Source organism: Cupriavidus pauculus (assembly GCF_003854935.1).
Classification (GTDB): Bacteria; Pseudomonadota; Gammaproteobacteria; order Burkholderiales; family Burkholderiaceae; genus Cupriavidus; species Cupriavidus pauculus_C.
Window position 1 is genome coordinate 52,666 of sequence record NZ_CP033969.1, and the last position, 26,194, is coordinate 78,859.

Sequence of the window (26,194 nt, forward strand, 5' to 3'; positions counted from 1 at the left end):
CATGGGCGCCGGCGTGGCCGGCGTGACTGGCGTAGTGACGGTCAGGCCGGAAACACACCCGTCGACAGGTAGCGGTCGCCACGGTCGCAGACCACGAAGACGATCGTCGCGTTTTCCACTTCCTCGGCGATCCGCAGCGCCACGCACAGCGCGCCGGCGGCCGAGATGCCGCAGAAGATGCCCTCCTCGCGCGCCATGCGGCGGGCCATGTGCTCGGCGTCGGCCTGCGTGACCGGTTCCTGGCGGTCGATGAACTTCGGATCGTAAATCTTCGGCAGGTACGCTTCGGGCCACTTGCGGATGCCCGGGATGCGCGAGCCTTCGGCCGGCTGGGCGCCGATGACCTGGATGGTCGGGTTCTTTTCCTTGAGGTAGCGCGACACGCCCGTGATCGTGCCGGTGGTGCCCATCGCCGAGACAAAGTGGGTGATCCGGCCCTCGGTGTCCTGCCACAGTTCGGGGCCCGTGGTCTCGTAGTGCGCCAGCGGGTTGTCCGGGTTGGCGAACTGGTCCAGGATCACGCCCTTGCCTTCGCGCTCCATGGCGTCGGCCAGGTCGCGCGCGTACTCCATGCCGCCCTTGACCGGCGTGAGGATGATCTCGGCGCCGTACGCCGCCATGCTCTGGCGACGCTCCAGGCTCAGGTCCTCGGGCATGATCAGCACCATGCGATACCCGCGGATGGCGGCGGCCATGGCCAGCGCGATGCCGGTATTGCCCGACGTGGCCTCGATCAGCGTGTCGCCCGGCTTGATGCGACCCCGTTCCTCGGCGCGGCGGATCATCGACAGCGCGGGCCGGTCCTTGACCGAGCCGGCCGGGTTGTTGCCTTCGAGCTTGCCGAGAATCACGTTGCCGCGTGCTTCGATGGCGGCGCCCGGAATGCGCTGCAGTCGTACCAGCGGCGTGTTGCCGATGGTGTCTTCAATCGTCTTGTAGGCCATGGGGGAGGAGCGGATCAGTCGCGGGTGAGTCGGTTTTTTCGTGGCTCATTGTAATGCACCGACCTTACCCGCAACGGCCGGCGGACCATTCCGGCCCGCCGATGGCGCGGCGCCTAGTGCGCCAGGCCCTGGTCCTCGGGGTGCCGGCTGCCCAGCAGGTGGTACAGCAGAATGGCGCCGAACGTGGCGGTGCCGATGCCACCCAGCGTCATGCCCCCAAACTTCAGCGTCAGGTCGCCAGCGGCCACGGTCAGCGTGGCGCCCACCGTGATCAGGTTGCGCGAACTGGAGAAGTCCACGTGGTTCTGCACCCAGATGCGGCCGGCCGTGGCCGAGATCAGGCCGAACACGACGATCGTCAGGCCGCCGATCACCGGACCCGGGATCGTCAGGATCAGCGCGCCGAACTTCGGCGAGAAGCCGAGCAGGATCGCAACGGCCGCCGCGACGACGAAGATCAGCGTCGAGTAGATCCGCGTCACGGCCATCACGCCCATGTTCTCGGCGTAGGTGGTCACGCCCGTGCCGCCGCCGGACGCCGACAGCATCGTGGCCACGCCATCGCCGATAAAGGCCCGGCCGATGTACGGGTCGAGATTGCGGCCCGTCATCACGCCGATGGCCTTGATGTGGCCCAGGTTCTCGGCCACGAGCACGATGGCCACGGGGGCAATCAGCAGCATGGCGCTGGGTTCGAACACCGGCGCGGTGAACGCCGGCATGCCGAACCAGCTTGCCGCCGCCACGCCCGAGAAGTCGATGGCCTTGCCCATGCCCATCACGTTGGTGGCCACAAAGTAGGCAAGGTAGCCGGCCAGGCCGCCCAGCAGCACCGGCAGGCGTCCGAGCATGCCGGGCGCGCGCACCGCGATCAGCCCCACGGCCAGCACCGTCAGCAGGCCCACCCAGGTGTCCAGCGGCGCGCCGCTGACCGCCTTGACCGCCACGGGCGCCAGGTTCAGGCCGATGGCCGCGACGATGGCACCGGTCACCACCGGCGGCATCAGCTTTTCCACCCAGGCGTAGCCGATCATCTGCACGACCAGCCCGATGACCGTATAGAGCGCCCCGGCGGCGATGATGCCGCCCAGCGCCACCGGAATGTTCGCGTTCGGGCCGCTACCGCCGTAGCCCGTGGCCGCGATGACCACCGCGATGAACGCGAAGCTGGAACCCAGGTAGCTGGGCACGCGGCCGCGCACGCAGAAGAAGAACAGCAGCGTGCCGATGCCCGAGAACAGGATGGCGATATTGGGCGGGAAGCCCATCAGGATCGGCGCGATGGCCGTCGAGCCGAACATCGCCACCACGTGCTGGATGCCCGCGAGCAGCGTCTGCCCGGCCGGCAGCCGCTCGTCGGGCGCGATCACGCCCGTTGTCTTGAGGCGCCATTTCGGCAGGAATCCGCCGTCGTCCGTACTGTCCTGGCCATTCGCCATGTTGTGCTCTCCCTGTCAGCCGTCTTTATTTCAGTCGTTGAATGCTTGTGGTTGCGCGGTGCCCGGGCACCCGCTGCAACGGCGATGCGCATGATACCCCGCACCCCGCATGGTGCAAATCGGCAGCGTTCCGGCACGCCGTGCCGGTCAAGCACAACGCATACCAGCGGCCGTCTGTTGACGCGGGGTACGGGGCTGGGGGCTAGCGCGCGGCTTTCGGGGCGGGCTTGGCGTCCTTGCGGGCTGCCGCGGCGGCCGGGGCCGGCTTGCCAAAGGTCAGCCCGGCCTCCTGCAGGTTGGCGGCCGATTTCGGCCCCACGCCCGCCACGCGGTCGGCCAGGTCGGCGGCGTCCTTGTACGCGCCGTTGCGCTCGCGCTCTTCCAGGATGCGTTTGGCGGTGGCCGGGCCGATGCCCTTCACGGAAGTCAGCGCTGCCTCGTCCGCGCCGTTGACGTCGACGTTGGCGAAGGCCGGCGCCGCGCCGAGCATGGCCAGCGCGCAGGCCACGGCCATGCCGCCGCGGCGCCAGGCGGACAGCGCGGCGCGGGACAGGTCGGACAGATTGAACAGGGCGGACAGGGAACGGCCGGACCGGCGGTCCGTCGTGGATGACTCGATCATTCGGAAAACTCCTTCCTTGTGGTTGAAAGCCCGCGCCGGGTGGCGGCGGGAGTCGTCAGGATAGGAGTCCGAAAGCGCGTAAGAAGCGGCTGGACACACAAGTTCACATCATCGGCGCGGTTGTGTGTCCGACTGCGACATTACTGTTGCAATGCCGGATTTCTACGAGATTCAAAGCGGTGCGACGTCGCGCTGGCGCGACAGCCGATCAGCTCCGTTCCATCAGCCACTTGCAGTAGCGGCCCACGCCTTCCTGCACGGTCAGGAACGGCGCCTCGTAGCCCGCCGCGCGCAGGCGCGACACGTCGGACTGCGTGAAGCACTGGTACTTGCCGCGCAGCGCGTCGGGGAACTTGATGTACTCGACCAGCCCCTCCTGCACCATTTCCTCCAGCGACAGCGGCGGCTTGTCCTCGGCCTCGCGCAGCGCGTTGACCACCGAGACGGCGATGTCGTTGAACGGCTGCGAGCGGCCGGTGCCAAGGTTGAAGATGCCGGACTTTTCCGGATGATCGAGGAAGTACAGGTTGACCTTGACCACGTCCTCCACGGACACGAAGTCGCGGCTCTGCGTGCCCGGCGCGTAGCCGCTGTACTCGCCGAACAGCTTGACCGTGCCCTCGGCGCGGAACTGGTTGAAGTGGTGGAACGCCACCGACGCCATGCGGCCCTTGTGGTACTCGCGCGGGCCGTACACGTTGAAGTAGCGGAAGCCGACGATCTGCGAGTGCGGATGCGACGACGCCATCCGGCGCCGCACCACCTGGTCGAACAGGAACTTCGAGTAGCCGTAGACGTTCAGCGGCTTTTCGTACTCGCGATCCTCCCGGAACATCGTAGAAGCGCCATACGTGGCGGCCGACGACGCGTACAGGAACTGCGTGCCCTGCTCCAGGCAGGCTTCCATCAGCGCCAGCGTGTACCGGTAGTTGTTCTCCATCATGTAGCGGCCGTCGGTCTCCATCGTGTCGGAGCAGGCCCCCTCGTGGAACACCGCGCGCACGTTGCCGAAGTCGCCCCGCTTGAACCGCTCGACGAACTCGCCCTTGTCCAGGTAGTCGGCAATCTCGCAGTCCACGAGGTTGCTGAATTTCTCGGCGCGCGTCAGGTTGTCCACGGCGACGATGTTCGTCTCGCCGCGGTCGTTCAGGCCCTTGACGATGTTGCTGCCGATAAAGCCGGCAGCGCCGGTCACGATGATGGTCATGGCGAATTCTGGTCGGGGGGCGCGCCTCAGGAGGCGCCAAACAGTTCGGGATAGGTCACAACGGCGGTGCCCAGCTTGCCGACGACGATGCTGCCGGCACGGTTGGCATGCTGGACGGCTTCCTTGAGCGGCACGCCGGCGCCGAGCATGGTGGCCAGGGTGGCAATTACTGTGTCGCCAGCCCCTGATACATCATAGACTTCGCGCGCCTGGGCGGACACGTGCAGGACCTCGGCCTCGGTGTAGAGCGTCATGCCCTCTTCGGACCGGGTCAGCAGCAGCGCCTCGAGATGCAGGTCGCGGCGCAGGTTCTGGGCGCGGATGGTCAGGTCGGCCTCGGTCTTCCAGGCGCCCACCACGGCGCGCATCTCGGCACGGTTCGGCGTGATCAGCGTGGCGCCGCGGTAGCGCGAGTAGTCGTCGCCCTTCGGATCGATCAGCACCATGCGGCCGGCGGCTCGGCCGGCCTCGACCATGCGCGCCACGTGGGTCAGGCCGCCCTTGCCGTAGTCGGACAGCACCAGCACCTGGTAGTCGCCGATCAGCGTCTGGTAACGGTCCTGTACCGAAGCCAGCACTTCGCTGGCCGGCGCGTTCTCGAAATCCACGCGCAGCAGTTGCTGCTGGTGCGCCACCACCCGCAGCTTGATCGTGGTGTTCAGCGTCGGATCGCGGTGCAGGTATGGCTCCACCTGGCTGGCGGCCAGCAGCGATTCCAGCGTGCGGCCGGGCTCGTCGTCGCCCACCACGCCCAGCATGCCAACCTTGGCGCCCAGCGCGGCCGCGTTGCGCGCCACGTTGGCCGCGCCGCCCAGCCGCTCGTCGCTGCGCTTGATCTGCACCACCGGCACGGGTGCTTCCGGCGAAATACGATTGACGTCGCCGAACCAGTAGCGGTCCAGCATCATGTCGCCCACCACCAGCACTTGCGATTGCCGGATCTGGTCCTGCGGAATGATGGTCTTGCTCATGAACTCTCCTTGCGGCGATGCCGTGCCCGCCTGGGGCGCGGCGGCCGGTCTGGATACACGGATGGTTGGGAAAATCAGTGCGTCGCGTTGGAACGCCCGATCGCGTGGTATTCGATGCCGGCCTGCGCCATGGCATCGGGTTCATAAAGATTGCGGCCGTCGATGATGACGGGCGTCTTGAGCATAGCGCGGATCTGCGAGAAATCGGGGCTGCGGAAGACCTTCCACTCGGTAACGATGACCAGCGCGTCGGCGCCGGCCAGCACGTCCATCTGGGCGGGGCAGAACGTCACGCGGTCCATCGCGCCGGGAATGCCGGCCAGGTCCATCCCGATCACGCGGCGGGCCTCTTCCATTGCCACGGGGTCGTGCACGCGCAGCGACGCCCCGCGCGACACCAGCTCGCGCGCCAGCACGCGCGACGGCGCCTCGCGCATGTCGTCGGTATTGGGCTTGAACGCCAGGCCCCAGACGCCGAACGTCTTGCCTGTCAGATTCTCGCCAAATCGCTTGACCACCTTGCGGCCCAGCACCTGCTTCTGGTCGTCGTTGACCGATTCCACGGCCTCCAGCACGCGCATCGGCTTGCCGTAGGCGCTGGCGGTACGCATCAGCGCCTGCACGTCCTTGGGAAAGCACGATCCGCCGTAGCCCGCGCCGGCGTACAGGAAACTGTAGCCGATGCGCGGGTCCGAGCCGATGCCCAGCCGTACCAGTTCGATATCGGCGCCCACCTCGTCGGCCAGGTTGGCCAGCTCGTTCATGAACGAGATGCGGGTGGCCAGCATCGAATTGGCCGCGTACTTCGTGAACTCGGCCGAGCGGACATCCATATAGAACGTGCGCTCGTGGTTGCGGTTGAACGGCGAGTACAACTGGCGCATGATGGCCTGCGCGTGGCGGCCGGCCACGTCGGCGGCGCAGCCCAGCACGATGCGGTCCGGGCGCATGAAGTCCTCGACGGCGGCGCCTTCCTTCAGGAACTCGGGGTTCGAGACCACCGAGTACTGCAGGTCCTCCAGCCCGCGCGCGGCCAGTTCCTCGCGGATCACCGCCGCCACGCGGTCGCCGGTGCCCACGGGCACGGTCGACTTGTCCACCACCACCTTGAAGCCGGTCATGTGCCGGCCGATGTTGCGGGCGGCGGCCAGCACGTACTGCAGGTCGGCCGAGCCGTCCTCGTCCGGCGGTGTGCCCACGGCGATGAACTGCACGTCGGCGTGCTCGACGCTGGCGGCCACGTCGGTCGAGAACGTCAGCCGGCCCGCCGCGCGGTTGCGGTCGATCAGTTCCTTGAGCCCGGGCTCGTAAATTGGCACGCCGCCGCTGTTCAGCAGCGCAATCTTCTTTTCATCGACATCGAGGCAGAACACGGCGTTGCCCAGTTCCGCCAGGCAGGCGCCGGTCACCAGGCCAACATAGCCGCTGCCGATAATCGTAACTTTCATTGCGGAAGCTCCACGGAATTCGAATTCGCTTGAGATGACTTAGCCAAGCGCTTCGGAGCGGCGCGGCGCATACGTTTCCCAGCGGTTGCAGCCAGGGCATTGCCAGTAGAACAGCCGGGCCCGGAAGCCGCATTCGCGGCAGGTATAGCGGGCCAGGTTACGCGTGCGAAGTTGCAGAAGATCGCGGATGGCGGCGGTTTCCTTCGCCTGGTCGTCGAGCGTGCCGGCATCGCCCGGGGCAGCCTCGCCGGCCGTGGCCGTCTGCAGCGCCTCGGTTTCGGCGGCCTGGGCCTCGAAGTACCGGGTCAGCGCCAGCAGCGTGGGCTGGCGGCGCAGCTGCTCGCGCATCAGCGCGGCGGCGGCCACCGGGCCGTTCACTTCCAGTTCGGTCCGATAGGCGGTATCGAGCAGTTCGGGCGCCAGGTTGCTCTTGAGCAGTTCGCGCAGCCATTGCACGGCCTTGCCCTGCTCGCCCAGCGTGGCGTAGGCCTTGACGATGCGGTCGGCCACCAGCGGCAGGTAGGCCGCGTCCTGCGTCTCGATGCCCAGCCAGTGCTGCAGCGCGCCGGGCAGGTCGCCGGCGGCGGCGGCCACGTCGCCAAGCAGGATCGGCGCCCGGACGTTGGCCGGATTCTCCTGGCGGGCGCGGCCGAGCCATTCGATGGCATCTTCGGGACGCTTCTTCTGCAGCGCGTCCTGCGCCAGTTCGCAGCAGAACTGGGCGATCTGCACGCGGTAGTCCTTCTGGTCCAGGGTCTGGAGTTCGCGGGCGGCGTCAATCGCCTTGGCCCACTCTTTCTCGACCTCGTAGAGCTCCAGCAGCACACGCTTGGCCGACGCGGCATACGGGCCCGACATCAGCCGGCGCAGCGATTCCTCGGCACGGTCCAGCAGGCCGGCGCGCAGGAAGTCCTGGCCCAGCTCGTAAAGTGCGTGCTCGCGTTCGGGCTCGGGCAGGTCCGGGCGGTTGGCCAGGTTCTGATGGACGCGGATCGCGCGCTCGGTTTCGCCGCGGCGGCGGAACAGCGCGCCCAGCGCAAAGTGCAGCTCGGTGGTTTCGGGGTCCAGCCGCGCCACTTCCACGAAGGCGTCGATCGCCTTGTCGGGTTGTTCGTTCAGCAGGAAATTGAGGCCCTTGAAATAGGAGCGGGGCAAGGCGCCCTGCTCGCTCATGAGCTGCCGCAGGTCGAACCGGGCAGCCATCCAGCCAAGGCCAAAGACAAGTGGCAGCGCCAGCAGCCACCAGGTTTCAAACATCATGGGTCAGACTTTCGGACCGACTACGTTATAAGGTACGCCCGGCTTGGCCTCGGGCGGCACGGCATCCACGGGGGCTGCCGCGGCCCGCACCTCGCCCAGCGCACGGCGCAGGCGGGCTGCCTCCATGCGCTGCCGCATCAGCCCCGGCGCCACCGAGGCCAGCGCGGCCACGATGCCGAGCCCGAAGGCCGCCAGCAGGATCAGGATCAGCGGGGCATGCCAGACGGCGCCGAAGAACAGTTGCAGATCGGCGTCGCCAGTGTTGCGCAGCGCCAGCACGAACAGCAGCACGAACAGGACGATACGGAAGATCCAGGTGACGAGTTTCATGCGAGGAAGGTCATCGGAACGTGAGTGCTTACCCGGTCACGCGGGGGCGCGTCGGGCGTTGCCCGGCCAAGATTCCCGGCATTGTAGCGGAATCACTTCTCGGAAACGGTAACGATTGGTCGCATCGCTGCGCCGGCTCCCGCGCACCCGGGCGCCCGCGCGCGGAAACGCCAAAAGAAAAAGCGCTCCCGGGGGAGCGCTTTCCTGAAGACTTGCCAGTGATGCAAGAGCCGCGTTACGAGCGAACCAGATTGAGCTGGCCATCCTCGTGCAGCCCGGCCGAAGCCGACTGCGAGGGCGCCAGCGACTGCCCGGCCTTGCCGTGCGACACCTGGCCATTGACGGCCACGATGCCGGACGGCGGCGATGCCGGACGGTCCACCCGCTCGCGCAATTCCTTGCCCGCCTTGAAGTGCGGCACCCGTTTTTCAGGGACCAGCACCCGTTCGCCGGACTTGGGGTTGCGCCCCACGCGAGGGGGCCGCCGGTTCAGACCAAAGCTGCCGAACCCGCGGATCTCGATGCGATGGCCATCGGCCAGGGCTTCGGACATCGCGTCGAGGATCGTTTTCACCGAGATGTCCGCATCCCGCAGCAGCAACTGCGGAAAGCGGGCAGCCAGTTTTTCGACGAGCTCGGACTTGGTCATGGGCGGTCTCGCTTGAGTGCGCGGCGCTCTATATTACTGGTTGTCCTGGCCCAGCTTGGCCTTCAGCAGTGCACCGAGGTTGGTCGTGCCAGCCGCGCCGGTGTCAGCCTGGAACTTCTGCATCGCTTCCTGCTGCTCTGCGGAGTCCTTGGCCTTGATCGACAGGTTGATGTTGCGCGACTTGCGGTCGACGTTCACCACCAGGGCGGTGATCTGCTCGCCTTCCTTCAGCACGTTGCGGGCGTCTTCCACGCGGTCCGCGGAGATTTCCGAGGCACGCAGGTAGCCTTCCACGTCGTCAGCCAGCTGCACCACGGCGCCCTTGGCGTCAACGGCCTTGATCGTACCGTTGACGAGCGAGCCCTTGTCGTTGGCCGAGATGAAGTTGTTGAACGGATCGCCCGACAGTTGCTTGATGCCCAGCGAGATGCGTTCCTTGTCGACGTCGATGCCCAGGACGACAGCTTCCACTTCGTCGCCCTTCTTGTACTTGCGCACGGCTTCTTCGCCCGACTCTTGCCACGACAGGTCCGACAGGTGCACCAGGCCGTCGATGCCGCCCGGCAGGCCGATGAACACGCCGAAATCGGTGATCGACTTGATCTGGCCCGACAGCTTGTCGCCCTTCTTGTGGTTGCGGCTGAAATCGTCCCACGGGTTGGCCTTGCACTGCTTCATGCCCAGGCTGATACGACGCTTGTCTTCGTCGATATCCAGGACCATGACCTCGACTTCGTCGCCCAGCTGGACAACCTTCGACGGGGCCACGTTCTTGTTGGTCCAGTCCATTTCCGACACGTGGACCAGGCCTTCGATACCGGCTTCGATCTCGACGAACGCGCCGTAGTCGGTCAGGTTCGTGACCTTGCCGAACAGGCGGGTGCCTTGCGGGTAGCGGCGCGAGATGCCCACCCACGGATCTTCGCCCAGTTGCTTCACGCCCAGCGAGACGCGGTTCTTTTCCTGGTCGAACTTCAGGATCTTGGCGGTGATTTCCTGGCCAACCGACAGCACTTCGCTCGGGTGGCGGACACGGCGCCATGCCAGGTCGGTGATGTGCAGCAGGCCGTCGATACCACCCAGGTCCACGAACGCGCCGTAGTCGGTGATGTTCTTGACGATACCGTTGACGATCGCGCCTTCCTTCAGCGTTTCCATCAGCTTCTGGCGCTCTTCGCCCAGCGTGGCTTCCACCACGGCACGGCGCGACAGCACGACGTTGTTGCGCTTGCGGTCGAGCTTGATGACCTTGAATTCGAGGGTCTTGCCTTCGTACGGCGTGGTGTCCTTGATCGGACGCACGTCGACGAGCGAACCGGGCAGGAAGGCGCGGATGCCATTGACCATGACGGTCAGGCCGCCCTTGACCTTGCCGGTCACGGTACCCGAGATGATCTCGCCGTCTTCCAGCGCCTTCTCGAGGTTCAGCCACGATGCCAGGCGCTTGGCCTTGTCACGGGACAGGATGGTGTCGCCATAGCCGTTCTCGAGCGCGTCGATGGCCACGGAGACGTAGTCGCCGGCCTGCACTTCGAGTTCGCCCTGGTCGTTCAGGAACTCCTCCACCGGCACAAAGGCTTCGGACTTGAGGCCGGCGTTGACGACCACGAAATTGTGGTCGATGCGCACGACTTCAGCGGAAATCACTTCGCCAGCCTTCATGTTGGAGCGGGCGATCGATTCCTCGAACAGTGCGGCAAAGGATTCGTTGGTTTGCAGGTCGGACATAAACGTAGGTTTGCAATCCGCAGTACGTTGGCCGGCGCGACGGTCGCGCACAGTCTGCCTCACGCAGCGGGGTCAGGTTGATCACCCGAACCGGACGGGTTGGGTTCCGGCACGGGCCCAGGCGGCGCCTCGTGGTTTGAATCACCGCACCGCGGCGAACCACTCCAGCACCTGCGCCACCGCCTCGTCCACCGTCATTTCGGAGGTGTCCAGGCGTTGCGCGTCTTCCGCGGGACGCAGTGGCGCGGCGGCACGGGAACGATCCCGCGCGTCGCGCGCCTCGAGGTCACGCAAAAGGTCTTCGATATTAGCAGAAATTCCCTTATCAATCAATTGTTTATAGCGCCTCCGCGCGCGCGCCTCGACACTCGCGGTCAGGAACACCTTCAGGCGGGCCTCCGGGAAGATCACCGTGCCCATGTCGCGCCCGTCGGCCACCAGCCCAGGCAGCTTGCGAAAGCCGCGCTGAAGTGCGGTCAGCGCATCACGCACCGGCTGGTGCACGGCCAGCGCCGAGGCCCGGTTGCCGATGGCCTCCTGGCGGATCAGCTGGCTGACCTCCTCGCCTTCCAGCCAGACGCGGTCCGGGCCGAACTTCACGTCCAGCCGCAGGGCGATGCGGGCCAGGGTGTCGACGTCGGCGACGTCCACGCCGGCGCGGTCACTGGCCAGGGCCACCAGGCGATAGAGCGCGCCGCTGTCGAGCAGATGGAAACCCAGCGCGTCCGCCACCTTGTGGGCGACGGTGCCCTTGCCCGACGCGGTTGGCCCATCTATCGTGATGACATCGATGATAGTCATTCTTAATTGATATGCTAGAAACTATTGATTTTCGTTCTTAATTGAGAATCGTTATCATTCGATCCATGGTTGCGTGGCAGCAACGCTCCCGGTCCCCACAAGACGCTGCGCAACCATTCCGACTTTCATGCGAGGCAAACGATCATGGCCAAGACCCTGACCTTCGGCATCATGCACCTGGGCATCGCGTTCAGCGTGACCTACGCGCTGACCGGCAGCCTGGCCATCAGCGGTGCCATCACGTTCATCGAGCCGGCCGTCAACACGGTGGCGCACTATTTCTTCGACCGATACTGGGAACGCCGGGCGCGCCGCGCGGACGGCGGCACGCCGCGCCATGCGTCCGCCGCGCTGGCCCGCCACCGGCTGGCTGCCGCCTGACACCCGCCATTGAACCGGAGCGAGCGCTTACCGCGCTACCCCGGCAAATACCGAGAAGTACTCCGGGAACGTCTTGGCCACGCAGCCCGGATCGTTGATCCGCACCGGCAGCGGGCCGAACGCGGCCAGCGAGAAGCACATGGCCATCCGGTGATCATCATAGGTGCCGATGCCGTCGGCCGGCGTCCGCCATGCGTCGACAGATGCCGGCGGCGTCACCTTCAGGTAGTCGGCGCCCTCTTCCACCCCGGCCCCGAGCTTGCGCAGCTCGGCGGCCATGGCGGCGATGCGGTCGGTTTCCTTCACGCGCCAGCTTGCGATGTTGGTCAGCGTGGTCGGGCCTTCGGCGAACAGCGCCGCCACCGCCAGCGTCATCGCCGCATCGGGAATGTGGTTGCAATCGAGCTCGATGCCGTTGAGGCGGCCGTCGTCACGCTCGGTGCCGCGCACCTCGATCCAGTTGTCGCCGGCCATCACGTTGGCGCCCATCCGGTTCAGCGCGTCGGCAAACCGCACGTCGCCCTGGATACTCGACAGCCCCACGCCCTCCACCCGCACCGGCCCGCCGCCGATGGCACCGGCGGCCAGGAAGTACGACGCGGTGGACGCGTCGCCCTCGACGTAGATCTCGCCCGGCGACCGGTATTGCGCCCGGGCCGGCAGCACAAAGCGCTCCCAGCCATGGCGCTCCACCTCGATGCCGAAGCGCGCCAGCAGGTTCAGCGTGATGTCGATGTACGGCTTGGAAATCAGCTCGCCCACCACCTCGATCTCGATGCGCCCGGACGGCGCCGCCGCCATCGGCAGCGTCATCAGCAGCGCGGTCAGGAACTGGCTGGACACATCGCCGCGCACGCGGATCGGCGCGTCGATCTGGATGTCGGCCGGGCGAATGCGCAGCGGCGGATAGCCGGGCGTGCCAAGGTAGTCGATCGCCGCGCCCACCTGCAGCAGGCCGTCGACGAGATCGCCGATGGGCCGCTCGTGCATGCGCGGCACGCCGCTCACCGCGTAGGTGCCGCCCTGCAGTGCCAGCGCGGCGGTCAGCGGGCGGATCGCGGTGCCCGCGTTGCCCATGAACAGGTCGGCCGCCTTGTTCGGAAAATTCCCACCCACGCCGGTCACGATGCAGTCGCCGCCCTCGCGGCGCCAGGCCACGCCCAGCACCTTGAGCGCGTCGAGCATCACGCGCGTGTCGTCCGAATCGAGCAGGTCGCGCACGCGCGTTTCGCCCTGTGCCAGCGCGGCCAGCAGCAGCACGCGGTTGGAGATGCTCTTGGAGCCGGGCAGGCGGACCGTGCCCGATGCGCGGGTCAGGGGGCCGAGGGTCAGATGTTCCATGGTCTTGGCTACTTGAGCCGCCGCCCTGGGGCGACGCGCTTCACGGTTCGATGTTATGGGCGCCGGCACTGGCCACGCCCCACTTCTGGCGCGTCTCGCTGGCGCGCTGGAACACCCGCTCCAGCGCGGCACCATCGCCGGACTTGATCTGCGCCTTCAGGTGGGCCAGCATCGCCTCATACGTACCGATCTCGCGCAGCAGCGCCTCCCTGTTAGCCAGGCAGATATCGCGCCACATCTCGGGCGACGACGCGGCGATGCGCGTGAAATCGCGGAACCCACCGCCGGCAAAGCCCAGCTTCAGCGCGGCGTCCTCGGCATTGGCGACCTGCGCCACCAGCGCGAACGACAGCACGTGCGGCAGGTGGCTGACCGATGCGAACACGGCGTCGTGCTGCACGGCGGACATCACGTGCACATCGGCGCCGGCCGCTTCCCACATGGCCCGCACCGCGGCCACATCAGCGCGGCTGTTTTCCTGCAGCGGGCACATCACCACCTTCTTTTCGCGGTAGAGGTCGTTCAGCGCCGCCTCCACGCCATGCTGCTCGCGCCCGGCGATGGGATGGGCCGGCACGAACTGGGCCACCTTGTCGCCCAGCGCGGTCTTGGCGGCCATGATCACGTCGGACTTGGTGCTGCCGGCATCGGTCACGATGGTGCCCGGCTGCAGGTGCGGCTCCAGCGCGTGCAGCAGCGCGAAGTTCTGGGCCACGGGCGCGCACAGCACGATCAGGCTGGCGCCGCGCGCGGCCTCGGCCAGCGACGTGGCCGCTTCGTCGATCACGCCCAGCGCCAGCGCCTTGTCCAGCGACGCGCCGGAGCGGCCCACGCCCACCACGGTGCCCACCACGCCGGCACGCTTGAGCGACAACGCCAGCGATCCGCCAATCAGGCCGACGCCAACAATCACAACACGGGAAAAATGCAGAGCGGTCACGGCTTCTGGTCGCCTCGAATTCACTTCAGCGCCTGTTCGAGCGCGGCGATGCACGCGGCGTTCTCGTCAGGCAGTCCAATGGTTATGCGCAGCCACTGTGGCAGGCCATAGTTGGCCACGGGCCGCACGATCACGCCCTGTTTCAGCATGGCCAGGTTGACCCGCGCCCCGGCGCCGTCGTCGGTGCCCACGCGCACCATGACGAAGTTGCCGGACGACTTCACGTATTCCAGCCCCATGCGCTCGAACGCCGCCACCAGCTGCGCCTTGCCGGCGCGGTTCAGCTCGGCACTTTCGCGCAGGAAGCCGGCGTCGCCCAGCGCGGCCACGGCCGCGGCCTGCGCCAGGCTGTTCACGTTGAACGGCTGGCGCACGCGGTTCAGCAGGTCGGTCAGCGGCGGCTGCGCCACGCCATAGCCCACGCGCAGGCCGGCCAGCCCGTACGCCTTCGAGAACGTGCGCGACACCATCAGGTTCGGATACTGCCGCACCCACGCCAACGACTCGTACTGCTGGTCCGGGTCGAGGTACTCGTTGTACGCCTCGTCGAGCACGACCACCACGTGGGGTGGCACTTTCGCCAGAAACGCCGCGATCTGGTCGGCCGTGACGAAGGTCCCGGTCGGATTGTTCGGATTGGCGATGAAGACGAGCTTGGTGTCCGGCGCAATCGCCGCGGCCATCGCGTCAAGGTCATGGCCGTAGTCGCGCGACTTGACCTCGATGGCCCGCGCGCCCACTTCCTGGGTCGCCAGTGCGTAGACGGCGAACGAATACTCGGCATAGACGATCGACTCGCCCGCCCGCACCAGCGCGTGCGCGGCCAGTTCCAGGATGTCGTTGCTGCCGTTGCCCAGCGTCAGCCACTCGGCCGGGACATCGTACTTTTCCGAAAGCGCGGCCTTCAGCGCGAAGCCGTTGCTGTCCGGGTAGCGTCCCAGGTCGCCGGCGGCGGCAGCGATGGCCTTCTGCGCCGATGCCGGCATCCCGAGCGGATTCTCGTTCGAGGCCAGCTTGACGATGCGCGCCTCGTCGAGCCCGAATTCGCGCGCGACTTCCGAAATTGGCTTTCCTGCGATGTACGGCGAAATCTTGCGGACGTAGGTCGGCCCGAAGTAGTCCGCCACGTGGGCGTTGTCCTGCTGTGCCATGGTGTCTCCTTGCTGCCGGGCTTACTTGCTGGACGGGTAGGACCCGAGCACCTTCAGGTACGCGGCGTTGGCGCGCAGCGTCTGGATCGCGCGCGCCACGGCCGGCTCGTGCTGGTGGCCTTCCACGTCGACGTAGAAGTAGTACTCCCAGGCACCGCTGCGGGCCGGGCGCGACTCGAAGCGGCACATCGACACGCCGTTCTCGGCCAGCGGCGCCAGCAACTGGTAGACCGCGCCGGCCTTGTTCGGCACCGACAGGATCATCGACGTCTGGTCGCTGCCCGACGGCTCCGTCTCATAGCGGCCGATCACGGCAAAGCGCGTGCGGTTGTGCGGATCGTCCTGGATATTGGCGCGGACGATGTGCAGGTGGTAGCGGTTGGCGGCGGTCTCGCCGGCGATGGCGGCCACGGTGGGGTCCAGGCTCGCCATGCGCGCCGCTTCGGCGTTGCTGGACACCGCCTGGCGCTCCAGGTGCGGGTAGTTGGCCGTGAGCCAGTGCTGGCACTGCGCCAGCGCCTGCGCATGGGCGCGTACCACGGTCACGCCCTGCATGTCCGGCGACGACGCCATCAGGTTGTGATGCACCTTCAGCGCAATCTCGCCGCTGATCTTCAGCGACGTCTGCAGGAACAGGTCCAGCGTGCGCGACACGGCGCCCTCGGTGGAATTCTCCACGGGCACCACGCCATATTCGACCGTGCCGGCTTCCACGGCGCGGAAGACCTCGTCGATGCTCGGCACCGGCACCCCGTGGACCTCATGCCCGAAGTGGGCATACAGCGCCTGCTCGGAGAACGTGCCGGCCGGGCCCAGGAACGCGATCTCCAGCGGCTTCTCCAGGCCGCGGCAGGCCGACATCACCTCGCGCCAGATCGACGCGACGCTCTCGCCCAGCAGCGGGCCCGGATTGGCGCCCTGCACCTTGCGGATCACCTGCAGCTCGCGCTCGGGGCGGAACACCGGCGCGCCGTACTTCTTCTTGACCTCGCCCACGTCCAGCGCAAGCTGGGCGCGGCGGTTCAGCAGCGCCAGCAGTTCGCGGTCCACGGCGTCGATCTGGTCGCGCAGCGGCGCCAGGTCTGCCGAGAGGGCCTGCTCCTGCGGGCTCGGGGCGGCGTTGTCGGTGTCCGGGGCCTGCGCGCCGGACTTGTCTTGCTCTGTCATAGGCCTATGGGCCGCGCATGGCACGGCCTCGGAAAGTCTGGGCTGTTGCCGGACCCGCGTGGCGCGCGCCCGGCAGAAAGCACCGCCGTCAGGCGGCGGTGCGCTCGAATTCGCGCATGAATTCAATCAGCGCGGTCACACCTTCGAGTGGCATCGCGTTGTAGATGCTGGCGCGCATGCCGCCCACGGACTTGTGGCCCTTGAGCTGTACCAGGCCGTTCGCGCGCGCCTGGGTCAGGAACGCTTCGTTGCGCGATTCGTCGCGCAGGAAGAACGGTACGTTCATGCGCGAGCGGCTGCCGGGATCGATTTCGTTGCGGTAGAAGTCGCTCTGGTCCAGGAAGTCGTACAGCGCGCGCGCCTTGGCGATGTTGCGCTGCTCGATCGCGGCCACGCCGCCCTGGGCCTTGAGCCACTGGAACACCAGCCCCGCCACGTAGATCGCGTAGGTGGGCGGGGTGTTGTACATCGAGTCGTGCTCGTCCACCAGGCGCCAGTTGAACGCCGACGGGCAGAGCGGATGGGCAAAGCCGATCAGGTCTTCGCGCACGATGACGATCGTCACGCCGGCCGGACCGATGTTCTTCTGGGCGCCGCCGTAGACCACCTGCACGCGCGACCAGTCGATCGGGCGCGAAAGGATGTGGCTCGACGCGTCGGCCACGACGATGCGGCCCTTGTCATGGGTGCCGGTCTGGCCGATGTCCGGGATCTCCTGAAACTCCACGCCGACGATGGTCTCGTTCGTGCACAGGTGCACGTAGGCCGCGTCGTCGGACAGCTTCCAGGTGCTGGCATCGGGAATCTTGTGCCACTTGTGGTCCTTGCTGGACGCGGCGATGTTGACTTCGCCATAGCGGCGCGCTTCCTGCTCGGTCTTGACCGACCACGTGCCGGTGACCACGAAATCGGTCTTCGGCCGCGACGCATCGACGCGATTCGCCAGGTTCAGCGGCACGATGCCGTTCTCGCCGATGGCGCCGCCCTGCAGGAACAGGATGCGGAAATTCTTCGGCACGTGCAGCAGTTCGCGCAGGTCCGCCAGCGCCTGCTGGTGGATGCTTTCGAATTCCTTGCTGCGGTGGCTCATCTCCATCACCGACACCCCGGTGCCTCGCCACGACAGCATTTCCGCGGCGGCCTGCTGCAGGACTTCGGTCGGCAGCGCGGCCGGGCCCGGCGAGAAATTGAAGACGCGCTCGGCCAGCGATCGTTGCAGGCCGTCGAGGGCGGGATTCTGGGGATCGTTCATGGAGGGGGAAAAGAAAAATGGCTGCCGGATTGCACCAGGCAGCCATTATCGCCCAAAACCCGCGCCCCTTGGACACCAGGGCGTCCGGCGCGGACCCGGGCGGGTCGGCCTCTCCGTGCCAGGGCCCGGAGAGGCCAGCCGTCGATCACTTCGCGGCGGCGGCGATTTCCTTCTCGGCGGCGTCGCGCATCGACTTGCCAACCTGCGGACCGTACTTCTGCATCATCGAGCCCCAGATTTCCTGCGTGGCCTTGCCCTGGTTCTGCATGAACTTCTGGCCCGTCGGCGACTTCAGGAACGTGGTCAGGTCCTTGATTTCCTGCGTCGTGTAGTACTTGCCGAAGGCATCGTAGTGCGCCTTGATGGCGTCCTGGCGGAAGCCGTCGGTGTTGAACGCGGTGCCCGCGCCGTCCACCATGCGCTGCACGGCGCCGTTCTTCTTGAGCTTCTCGACGGCGGCCTGCTTCTTCTTGTCGTCCATCGTCTTGTTCTCGACCAGGACCTGCTCCAGCACCAGCGGCGCTTCCTGCTTGGCGCCCTGCTGCCAGTTCTCGGCCTGACCCTTGACGGCCTGGTCGGCCTGCATGACGGACAGCAGTTCCTTGATGGCCGCGGTCTTGTCCTTGTCTTCCTGAGCGTGCGCACCTTGCGCCAGCATCATCATCGGAGCGAAAGCAGCCAGAACAGCGATACGTCGATAGGTTTTGAGCATTATGACTCCCTGGTAAATACGTCCGGTTTAGTCCGAACGGCCGTCTGGCGAGTTCCGGCCGTCGTCCCGTTGTTGCAACAATTTACGAATTGGCGTCCGCGTCGGTGGCGCCCGCGCCGGTATCGCTGCCCGTGGCGGCGTCACTCGCGGCGTCCTGGGCCAGCTCGTCGTCCTCGCCGTTGCCGTTGCTGTCGGCATCGCTCTCGACGATGCGCTGCAGCCCCGACAGCTTGGTGCCTTCGTCCACGTTGATCAGCGTCACGCCCTGGGTGGCGCGGCCCATCTCGCGGATTTCCGCCACGCGGGTGCGGATCAGCACGCCGCCCGTGGTGATCAGCATGATCTCGTCCTCGGGCGACACCAGGGCGGCGGCCACCACGCGGCCGTTGCGCTCGCTCGTCTGGATCGCAATCATGCCCTTGGTGCCGCGGCCATGTCGAGTGTATTCCGAGATCGGCGTGCGCTTGCCGTAGCCATTCTCGGTGGCGGTCAGCACGCTGCCGATGGCCGGCACGCCGTCGGCAGTTTCAGCATCGGCAGTCTCTGCCGGCGCCACGAGCATGGCGATGACGGCCTGCCCTTCGTCGAGGTTCATGCCGCGCACGCCGCGGGCCTGACGGCCCATCGGACGCACGTCGTTCTCGTCGAACCGCACGGCCTTGCCGGCGTCCGAGAACAGCATCACGTCATGCTGGCCGTCGGTGATGGCGGCACCGATCAGGAAGTCGCCCTCGTCCAGGTCCACGGCGATGATGCCGGCCTTGCGCGGGTTCGAGAAATCGGTCAGCACCGTCTTCTTGACCGTGCCGCGCGCGGTGGCCATGAACACGAAATGCTCGGCGTCGAACTGGCGCACCGGCAGGATCACATTGATCTTCTCGCCGTCGGCCAGCGGGAACATGTTGACGATTGGCCGGCCGCGCGAGTTGCGCGAGCCCTGCGGCACCTCGTAGACCTTCAGCCAGTACAGCCGGCCGCGGTTCGAGAAGCACAGGATGTAGTCGTGGGTGTTGGCCACGAACAGCGTGTCGATCCAGTCGTCTTCCTTGGTCGCCGTGGCCAGCTTGCCGCGGCCGCCACGCTTCTGCGCACGGTACTCGGAAATCGGCTGGCTCTTCATGTAGCCCGAGTGGGACAGCGTGACCACCATGTCCTGCGGGGTGATCAGGTCCTCCATGTCGAGCTCGGTGGCGTTCAGTTCGATCTGCGAGCGGCGGGCGTCGCCAAACTCGGCGCGGATGGCGCCCAGTTCCTCGGTGATGATCGTCGTGATGCGCTCCGGGCGCGCCAGGATGTCCAGCAGGTCCGCGATCAGGCCCATGACCTCGCGGTACTCCTGCACGATCTTGTCCTGCTCCAGCCCCGTGAGGCGCTGGAGTCGCATTTGCAGGATTTCCTGCGCCTGCCCGTCCGACAACCGGTACAGGCCATCCGGCTGCATGCCGAACACGGCCGGCAGGCCATCGGGACGGTAAGACGCACGGCCGCCCGCGGTGTCGCTTTCGGCACGCGACAGCATCTCGCGGACCAGGCCCGAATCCCACGGCTTGGCCATCAGTTCCTGCTTGGCCAGCGGCGGCGTCGGCGCGGCCTTGATGATCGCGATGAACTCGTCGATGTTGGCCAGCGCCACGGCCAGGCCTTCCAGCACGTGGCCGCGCTCGCGGGCCTTGCGCAGTTCGAACACCGTGCGGCGCGTCACCACTTCGCGGCGATGCGACAGAAAGGCGTCCAGCATCTGCTTCAGGTTCAGCAGGCGCGGCTGGCCGTCGACCAGCGCCACCATGTTCATGCCGAACGTGTCCTGCAGCTGGGTGTTCTTATATAGGTTGTTCAGCACAACCTCGGGCACCTCGTTGCGCTTCAGTTCGATCACCACGCGCATGCCTGACTTGTCAGATTCGTCGCGGATGTCCGAGATGCCCTCGATCTTCTTCTCTGTGACCAGCTCCGCGATCCGCTCCAGCAGCGTCCGCTTGTTCACCTGGTACGGCAGTTCGTCGACGATGATCGCCTGGCGCTGGCCGCGGTCGATATCCTCGAAGTGCGTGCGCGCGCGCATGACCACCCGGCCGCGGCCGGTGCGGTAGCCCTCGCGCACACCCTGGATGCCATAGATAATGCCGGCGGTCGGAAAATCGGGCGCCGGCACCAGTTCGATCAGCTCGTCGACCGTCGCCTCGGGATTACCAAGCAGATGCAGGCAGGCGTCGACGACTTCATTGAGGTTATGCGGCGGGATATTCGTGGCCATACCCACGGCAATACCCGACGAACCATTGATCAGCAAATTCGGAATACGCGCCGGCAAAATACCCGGCTCTTTCTCCGAACCGTCATAGTTCGGTTCGAAATCGACAGTTTCCTTGTCGATATCGTGAAGCATTTCATGGGCGATCTTCGCCAGGCGGATTTCGGTATAACGCATCGCCGCGGCGTTATCCCCGTCCACCGAGCCGAAGTTACCCTGGCCGTCGACCAGCATATAACGCAGCGAGAAGTTCTGCGCCATGCGGACGATGGTGTCGTACACGGCCGTATCGCCGTGCGGGTGGTACTTACCAATCACATCACCGACGATACGGGCCGATTTCTTGTAGGCCCGGTTCCAGTCATTGTTCAGCTCATGCATCGCAAAGAGCACGCGCCGGTGCACCGGCTTCAGGCCGTCCCGGACATCGGGCAGCGCGCGCCCCACGATCACGCTCATCGCGTAATCGAGGTATGAACGGCGCATTTCCTCTTCCAGCGAGACCGGAAGAGTTTCTTTGGCGAATTGATCCATTGCGGCGTGGTTTATGCGGCGGGTTTAAGCAAATAGCCCGGCATCCGGCGGCGCGGGAAGGCCCCTGCCGGCGACGGGCGAACATGGCATTCTAACACGCGCGGAACCCCTCTCCGCCCCCGTCCGAACCGCCCCCTGCGGGGCCCGCCCGACGCGCGGCGCGCCACCCCCCGACGCCCTGCAACCCATACAGGACAAGGGTTTGCAGGCACCGCAAGAGCGATGTTGCACAAACACCACAGGCCCAAAACCACGTGGTTGAATCGAATATATTTACTTCTTAGGAAACGAGCCTTGTGGCACAATTCCCCAGCGAAGAGCCAGACATTGTTCGAAGTGGAGCATCCACCACATCGAGAATGTTATACTCCGAAGAATGTATGACTTGTTTTCGTCCATTTGCTCGCAGTAACCCTGCGGTGATCTCATCCTGAGAGGAGAAATATGAAAAAATTTGCCAAGCTCGCGCTCGTTGCAGCTACCGCAGTAATGGCTGCATCCGCTCAAGCCCAGTCCGTCCCCTACGAAAAGAAGGCCGTGAACGATAACTGGGGCAACGGTACGAGCGAGTACGTGTGGAAGAATGGCACGAACGAGCTCTGCTGGCGCGACAGCTCCTGGACCCCGGCAACGGCAAACGCCCTGTGCGATGGCGCACTGGCTCCGGCCGCTGCACCGGCTCCGGCACCGACTCCGGTTGCTCCGCCGGTTGTCTCGAGCGAGAAGGTCACTTTCGCAGCTGACACCCTGTTCGACTTCGACAAGGCTGTTCTGAAGCCCGAAGGCAAGGCCAAGCTGGACGACCTGGTCTCGAAGCTGCAAGGCATCACGCTGGAAGTCATCATCGCCGTTGGCCACACCGACTCGTTCGGTTCGGACAAGTACAACGATCGCCTGTCGATCCGTCGTGCTGAATCGGTCAAGGCGTACCTGGTGAGCAAGGGCGTCGAAGCCAACCGTGTGTACACCGAAGGCAAGGGCAAGCGCCAGCTGAAGGTCGATCCGAAGTCGTGCAAGGGCAACCGCACCGCGCAGATCGCCTGCCAGCAGCCGAACCGCCGCGTGGAAGTCGAAGTGGTCGGCACCCGCAGCGCACGTTAATCGGATCCTCTCCGATGCAGAAAAGCCCAGCGCAAGCTGGGCTTTTTTTCGCCCGTCGCCAGCCGCCGGGCGGCCGGCCGCATTCGGCGCGGGCCGGTTTTTTTGGTACAGTTGCCGCAGCCTTCTCATACGACCCGCCGCGAAGACCGGCGCATACGATGTCGCTTTCCACCTCCCTGACCTCTCCCGCCCCTACGGGCCGCAACGCCGATCCCAAAGAGATCGACAAGTTCAGCGAACTGGCGCACCGCTGGTGGGACCCGAACAGCGAATTCAAGCCGCTGCACGACCTGAACCCGCTGCGGCTGGGCTGGATCGACGGCATCGCGCGGCTGGCCGGCAAGCAGGTGATTGACGTCGGCTGCGGCGGCGGCATCCTGTCCGAAAGCATGGCGCGCCTGGGCGCGACGGTGCGGGGCATCGACCTGTCCACCAAGGCGCTGAAGGTGGCCGACCTGCACAGCCTGGAATCGGGCGTGGCCGTCACCTACGAGGAAATCGCCGTGGAAGACCTGGCCGCGCGCGCGCCGGCCAGCGTGGACGTGGTGACCTGCATGGAAATGCTCGAGCACGTGCCGGACCCGCAGTCGATCGTCCGCGCCTGCACGACGCTGGTCAAACCCGGAGGCTACGTGTTCTTCTCGACGATCAACCGCAACCTGAAGGCGTACCTGCTGGCCATCGTCGGCGCGGAATACATGCTCAACATGCTGCCGCGCGGCACGCATGACTACGACAAGTTCATCACGCCTTCCGAAATGGCCCGCTTTGCCCGCAACGCGCGGCTGGACCTGGTCGAGATGCGCGGCATGACCTACAACCCTTTGACGCAGATCTATTCGCTGAGCCGCGACACCGACGTCAACTACATGATGGCGTTCCGGAAGGTGGCTTGACGATGGCGAAGTTCGACGCGGTTTTCTTTGACCTCGATGGCACGCTGGCCGACACGGCCCCCGACCTGGCAGCAGCCGCCAACCGGCTCGTCGTCGAGCATGGCATGGCGCCGGTTGCCTACGAGAAGCTGCGCCCCGTGGCATCGCACGGCGCCCGCGGGCTGATTGGCGCGGCGTTCGGCAAGCGACCCGAGGACCCCGAATTCCCGGCCCTGCGCGATACGTTCCTGAACTACTACGAGGCCGATATCGCCGTGCATACGCGGCTGTTCGACGGCATGGACGACGTGCTGGCGAAGCTGGAGGCGGCCGGCGTGCCGTGGGGCATCGTCACGAACAAGATCGCCCGGTTCACGGTGCCGCTGGTCGCCGCCATCGGCCTGGCGCCGCGCGCCGCCGCCGTGGTCAGCGGCGACACCACGCCGCACGCCAAGCCCCACCCTGCGCCGCTGCTCCATGCGGCCGAACTGAGCGGCGTGGCGCCCGGCCGCTGCCTGTACGTCGGCGACGACCTGCGCGACATCCAGGCCGGCAAGGCCGCCGGCATGGCCACGGTATCGGCGGCCTACGGCTACTGCGGCGACGCCGAGCCGCCCGATACCTGGGGCGCCGACTACCTGATCCATCACCCCTCGGAACTGCTTGCATTGCTGGCCTGAGCCCCCAGTTCAGGTCAGGGAACCCCGGCGCGCCAGCGGCGTCGAAACCGGGTACAATCCGTTTTCTTTCGCGTTTGACTACGCACTTGGGGCCGACCTGGTTTCGACGTGGGTTGCAAAGCAGTGGAGGGCATACCGAGGACCCGTCACCTCGTTAATCAATGGGAATGCAATAACTGCTAACGACGAACGTTACGCACTGGCAGCCTAAGGGCCGCCGTCCTCGCACTGGCTCGCTGACGGGCTAGGGTTCGCAAGAACCAGCGAGGTCATTTACGTCAGATAAGCCCCGTCGGTGTCACGACTGCGGGGACGAAAACCAAGTGACTCGCCGTAACAGAGCGTGTTCGTCCGCGATGGTGCGGTTAAATCAAATGACAGAACTAAGTATGTAGAACTCTCTGTGGAGGGCTTGCGGACGCGGGTTCGATTCCCGCCGGCTCCACCAAACACACCTACCCCGGACATGCCGCACGTCCGGGGCCATGAACAAACGGGCCCTTGCGGCCCGTTTTTCTTTGGTCGATGCGCGGCCGGCGGCGCCGGTCAGTGCACCGCCGCGCCGTCCATCGGCATGCTCTGCAGCCGGGCGGCGTAGTAGCGGTCTACCGGCAGGCTCACGCCCAGGTGGCCGTACAGGTGCCGCGCGTTGTCGACCGAGCCGATCATGCCCGGCATCCACAGCCGCTGCAGGCGCGCGTGCGGTTCGCCCGAGTGGGTGGCGAACGCATCCACGCCGTATTCCTGGATTGCCTTGAACAGCACCAGGCCCACCAGGTACATGTCGCCCGTATCGAGGGCGATTTCCGCCTGCGCGGTCCAGCGCGCGGCGCGATCTTCGATTTTGTCCGCTTCGGCAAAGCGTTCCGTCATGGTCGGCATGAACGCATCGCCGGGCGGGAGAAAGGTAAAGCTCATCAGACGGCTCCTGACCCCGTGTCTGAACAATGACGGCATTTTTCGCCGAAAACTGTAGAAATCGGAACCGATCCCTGCAGCTTCCGGCGAAAAAACAACACTTAGCGAATCACACGCCACAATGCCGGCGTCACGGCAGGGCTCCATCCTGCACCGCGCCACGCCGTATGGCGTTGCAGGCAGACGTAGCGCCGGCCCTGATAGGTCACGGCCTGACCGATTTCATAGGTCGGGCCTTCACGCCACGTGTCCAGCGCGCGGCCGTCGACCTGGCCCGTGGCCGCCTGTCCGCCACCGCCGGACCGGCCGCTGGCGCTGGGCGCTTCCTTGTCGATCTCGAAGCGGTAACCGGGGTAGGACTTGCCCAGGTACACACGGTTCGCCGTGGCCGACTGCAGCGGCACGATGTTCGAGACCCCGTTGCGCGCCTGCAGTTCGCCGATGCGGAAGATCTGCGACTCCGCGTTCACCTTCTGGGCCAGCTGATAGGCCCAGGTGCGTGCCCGGGCATTGCTCGCGGTGATGGTGAGCACATGCTTGCCAGAGTCGCGGCCGGCGCTGTCGAGCGCGCGGAACGTCAACTTGGTACCGGCCACTAGGTCGCCCATCGCGGCCAGCGGGCCCTGGTCTTCCCAGCCGATCTCACGCACCGGCAGGCCGTCGCCCGGGAACCGCACGTCGGCACAGGCGTAGAACGCTTCCGGGCTGTCGCTACGCTGCCAGATGCTGTAGATCACGTGGCTGCCTTTCTTGCCCTTGGGGAGCTGCACGTTCATCCGGTAGCGGCCGCCCTCCTCGGTGGCCTGCGCGCCGGTGACCGTCGCAAATTCCTCAAGATCCTGCCAGCGCAGCGGCACGCCCGGGTCCCAGTCGTCGCGGGTGATGTAGTACTTGAAGTACTGGGTGGCGTGGCGGGCCGTGGCGCGCCAGACGAACGTGTAGTCGCCGGACGCCGTCGGGACGATGGACGTCTGCGGCCAGTCCAGCCGGGCGAGGTCCAGCCCGCGGAAGCTGGCCGATCCGCCCGAGCACAGCTCGCCATCGGCGACGAATGCCTTGTGGTTGCCGGCGGCGCTGCCCTGCCGGACGCCGTTCCAGTCGTAGAACTGCTGCGCGCCGCCCACGGCCCGGGCAGCCTGGCAGGCGCCGGACTTGGGCTGTTCGGCGCCTTCGCTGTAGCAGGTCAGCACGCGGCTGGCCGGAAGTTCCATCGTGCCGTGCGCGAATGCGGTCAGCGGCGTGGCCATCGCGGCGGCTGTCGCCAGCCCCGCCAATACGGCTCTGTTGAATTGCATGGTGTTTTCCTTGGTTCTGCGGGTCGGGATGCCGTGCAGAAGACGGCCGCGCGATTTGAACCGCTCGCCCATGTGCGAGGAATCGGATTTTTCTGAAACCGCCCGATGCCATGCGGGCGGTCAATCCGATGACAATCCGAATCCATCGCGGCGTGCTGGCGACTGGGCGCTACAATAGGCCCGTCGTTCTCACCTTC

24 protein-coding genes and 1 other RNA gene are annotated in these 26,194 nt (G+C 66.2%); 5 read left to right on the forward strand and 20 right to left on the reverse strand.

The window, feature by feature from the left end:
* Positions 1-41: 41 nt before the first annotated feature.
* The 11 genes from cysM to cmk form a co-directional block, all read right to left on the reverse strand.
* Positions 42-944 carry a cysteine synthase CysM gene (cysM, locus tag EHF44_RS01970; protein WP_124682182.1) on the reverse strand — a complete coding sequence of 301 codons (903 nt, stop codon included), beginning with the start codon at positions 942-944 and terminating at the stop codon, positions 42-44.
* Between the two features lie 113 nt (positions 945-1,057).
* On the reverse strand, positions 1,058-2,383 hold the full coding sequence (locus EHF44_RS01975; protein ID WP_124682183.1) for a solute carrier family 23 protein: 1,326 nt from the start codon (positions 2,381-2,383) through the stop codon (positions 1,058-1,060).
* A 202-nt stretch (positions 2,384-2,585) separates the two neighbouring features.
* Complete coding sequence (locus tag EHF44_RS01980) at positions 2,586-3,005, reverse strand: ComEA family DNA-binding protein (RefSeq protein ID WP_172965995.1); 420 nt, start codon at positions 3,003-3,005, stop codon at positions 2,586-2,588.
* 208 nt (positions 3,006-3,213) lie between these two features.
* The gene (gene rfaD / locus EHF44_RS01985) at positions 3,214-4,212 is read right to left on the reverse strand and encodes an ADP-glyceromanno-heptose 6-epimerase (protein WP_124682184.1); all 999 of its coding nucleotides are present in this window, start codon (positions 4,210-4,212) and stop codon (positions 3,214-3,216) included.
* Between the two features lie 26 nt (positions 4,213-4,238).
* Positions 4,239-5,183: a D-glycero-beta-D-manno-heptose-7-phosphate kinase gene (gene rfaE1, locus EHF44_RS01990; RefSeq protein ID WP_124682185.1), complete on the reverse strand. Its 945-nt coding sequence runs from the start codon at positions 5,181-5,183 to the stop codon at positions 4,239-4,241.
* A gap of 74 nt (positions 5,184-5,257) precedes the next feature.
* A complete protein-coding gene (locus EHF44_RS01995) occupies positions 5,258-6,631 on the reverse strand; it encodes a UDP-glucose dehydrogenase family protein (protein WP_124682186.1) in 1,374 nt (457 codons plus the stop codon).
* A gap of 39 nt (positions 6,632-6,670) precedes the next feature.
* Positions 6,671-7,891 carry a lipopolysaccharide assembly protein LapB gene (lapB, locus tag EHF44_RS02000; RefSeq protein ID WP_124682187.1) on the reverse strand — a complete coding sequence of 407 codons (1,221 nt, stop codon included), beginning with the start codon at positions 7,889-7,891 and terminating at the stop codon, positions 6,671-6,673.
* A 3-nt stretch (positions 7,892-7,894) separates the two neighbouring features.
* Positions 7,895-8,221 (reverse strand): lipopolysaccharide assembly protein LapA domain-containing protein, encoded by a 327-nt coding sequence (locus EHF44_RS02005; RefSeq protein WP_124682188.1) that lies wholly within the window; start codon positions 8,219-8,221, stop codon positions 7,895-7,897.
* Positions 8,222-8,456: 235 nt separating this feature from the next.
* Positions 8,457-8,870, reverse strand: coding sequence for an integration host factor subunit beta (locus EHF44_RS02010; RefSeq protein WP_124682189.1), 414 nt, complete (start codon positions 8,868-8,870; stop codon positions 8,457-8,459).
* Positions 8,871-8,903: 33 nt separating this feature from the next.
* Positions 8,904-10,598: a 30S ribosomal protein S1 gene (gene rpsA, locus EHF44_RS02015; protein WP_124682190.1), complete on the reverse strand. Its 1,695-nt coding sequence runs from the start codon at positions 10,596-10,598 to the stop codon at positions 8,904-8,906.
* Between the two features lie 141 nt (positions 10,599-10,739).
* Positions 10,740-11,399 carry a (d)CMP kinase gene (gene cmk / locus EHF44_RS02020; protein ID WP_124682191.1) on the reverse strand — a complete coding sequence of 220 codons (660 nt, stop codon included), beginning with the start codon at positions 11,397-11,399 and terminating at the stop codon, positions 10,740-10,742.
* Positions 11,400-11,543: 144 nt separating this feature from the next.
* Between cmk and EHF44_RS02025 the strand changes: the two genes are divergently transcribed.
* The gene (locus tag EHF44_RS02025) at positions 11,544-11,780 is read left to right on the forward strand and encodes a DUF2061 domain-containing protein (RefSeq protein ID WP_253699936.1); all 237 of its coding nucleotides are present in this window, start codon (positions 11,544-11,546) and stop codon (positions 11,778-11,780) included.
* 27 nt (positions 11,781-11,807) lie between these two features.
* Here the strand turns inward: EHF44_RS02025 and aroA are convergent, their stop codons facing one another.
* The 7 genes from aroA to gyrA all read right to left on the reverse strand — a co-directional run bounded on the left by aroA (position 11,808) and on the right by gyrA (position 21,128).
* A complete protein-coding gene (gene aroA, locus EHF44_RS02030; RefSeq protein WP_124682192.1) occupies positions 11,808-13,121 on the reverse strand; it encodes a 3-phosphoshikimate 1-carboxyvinyltransferase in 1,314 nt (437 codons plus the stop codon).
* Between the two features lie 40 nt (positions 13,122-13,161).
* A complete protein-coding gene (locus EHF44_RS02035) occupies positions 13,162-14,061 on the reverse strand; it encodes a prephenate dehydrogenase (protein ID WP_124682193.1) in 900 nt (299 codons plus the stop codon).
* 20 nt (positions 14,062-14,081) lie between these two features.
* Complete coding sequence (gene hisC, locus EHF44_RS02040; protein ID WP_172965996.1) at positions 14,082-15,212, reverse strand: histidinol-phosphate transaminase; 1,131 nt, start codon at positions 15,210-15,212, stop codon at positions 14,082-14,084.
* Positions 15,213-15,233: 21 nt separating this feature from the next.
* Entirely contained in the window at positions 15,234-16,379 is a 1,146-nt protein-coding gene (pheA, locus tag EHF44_RS02045; protein ID WP_124682194.1) for a prephenate dehydratase, read from the reverse strand.
* A gap of 88 nt (positions 16,380-16,467) precedes the next feature.
* A complete protein-coding gene (gene serC / locus EHF44_RS02050) occupies positions 16,468-17,631 on the reverse strand; it encodes a 3-phosphoserine/phosphohydroxythreonine transaminase (RefSeq protein ID WP_124682195.1) in 1,164 nt (387 codons plus the stop codon).
* A gap of 145 nt (positions 17,632-17,776) precedes the next feature.
* Entirely contained in the window at positions 17,777-18,343 is a 567-nt protein-coding gene (locus EHF44_RS02055) for a DUF2059 domain-containing protein (RefSeq protein ID WP_124682196.1), read from the reverse strand.
* A gap of 82 nt (positions 18,344-18,425) precedes the next feature.
* Positions 18,426-21,128, reverse strand: coding sequence for a DNA gyrase subunit A (gyrA, locus tag EHF44_RS02060; RefSeq protein ID WP_124682197.1), 2,703 nt, complete (start codon positions 21,126-21,128; stop codon positions 18,426-18,428).
* A 444-nt stretch (positions 21,129-21,572) separates the two neighbouring features.
* Here gyrA and ompA point away from each other — a divergent pair, with 444 nt between their 5' ends.
* The 4 genes from ompA (at position 21,573) to ssrA (ending at position 24,232) form a co-directional block, all read left to right on the forward strand.
* The gene (gene ompA, locus EHF44_RS02065) at positions 21,573-22,229 is read left to right on the forward strand and encodes an outer membrane protein OmpA (protein WP_066739225.1); all 657 of its coding nucleotides are present in this window, start codon (positions 21,573-21,575) and stop codon (positions 22,227-22,229) included.
* Between the two features lie 158 nt (positions 22,230-22,387).
* Complete coding sequence (ubiG, locus tag EHF44_RS02070) at positions 22,388-23,125, forward strand: bifunctional 2-polyprenyl-6-hydroxyphenol methylase/3-demethylubiquinol 3-O-methyltransferase UbiG (protein WP_124682198.1); 738 nt, start codon at positions 22,388-22,390, stop codon at positions 23,123-23,125.
* 2 nt (positions 23,126-23,127) lie between these two features.
* Positions 23,128-23,784, forward strand: coding sequence for a phosphoglycolate phosphatase (gene gph / locus EHF44_RS02075; RefSeq protein ID WP_124682199.1), 657 nt, complete (start codon positions 23,128-23,130; stop codon positions 23,782-23,784).
* A gap of 88 nt (positions 23,785-23,872) precedes the next feature.
* Positions 23,873-24,232, forward strand: a transfer-messenger RNA (tmRNA) gene (gene ssrA / locus EHF44_RS02080).
* Between the two features lie 98 nt (positions 24,233-24,330).
* Here ssrA and EHF44_RS02085 read toward each other — a convergent pair.
* On the reverse strand, positions 24,331-24,702 hold the full coding sequence (locus EHF44_RS02085; protein WP_124682200.1) for a hypothetical protein: 372 nt from the start codon (positions 24,700-24,702) through the stop codon (positions 24,331-24,333).
* Between the two features lie 101 nt (positions 24,703-24,803).
* Complete coding sequence (locus tag EHF44_RS02090; protein ID WP_124682201.1) at positions 24,804-25,997, reverse strand: lytic polysaccharide monooxygenase; 1,194 nt, start codon at positions 25,995-25,997, stop codon at positions 24,804-24,806.
* Between the last annotated feature and the right edge of the window lie 197 nt (positions 25,998-26,194).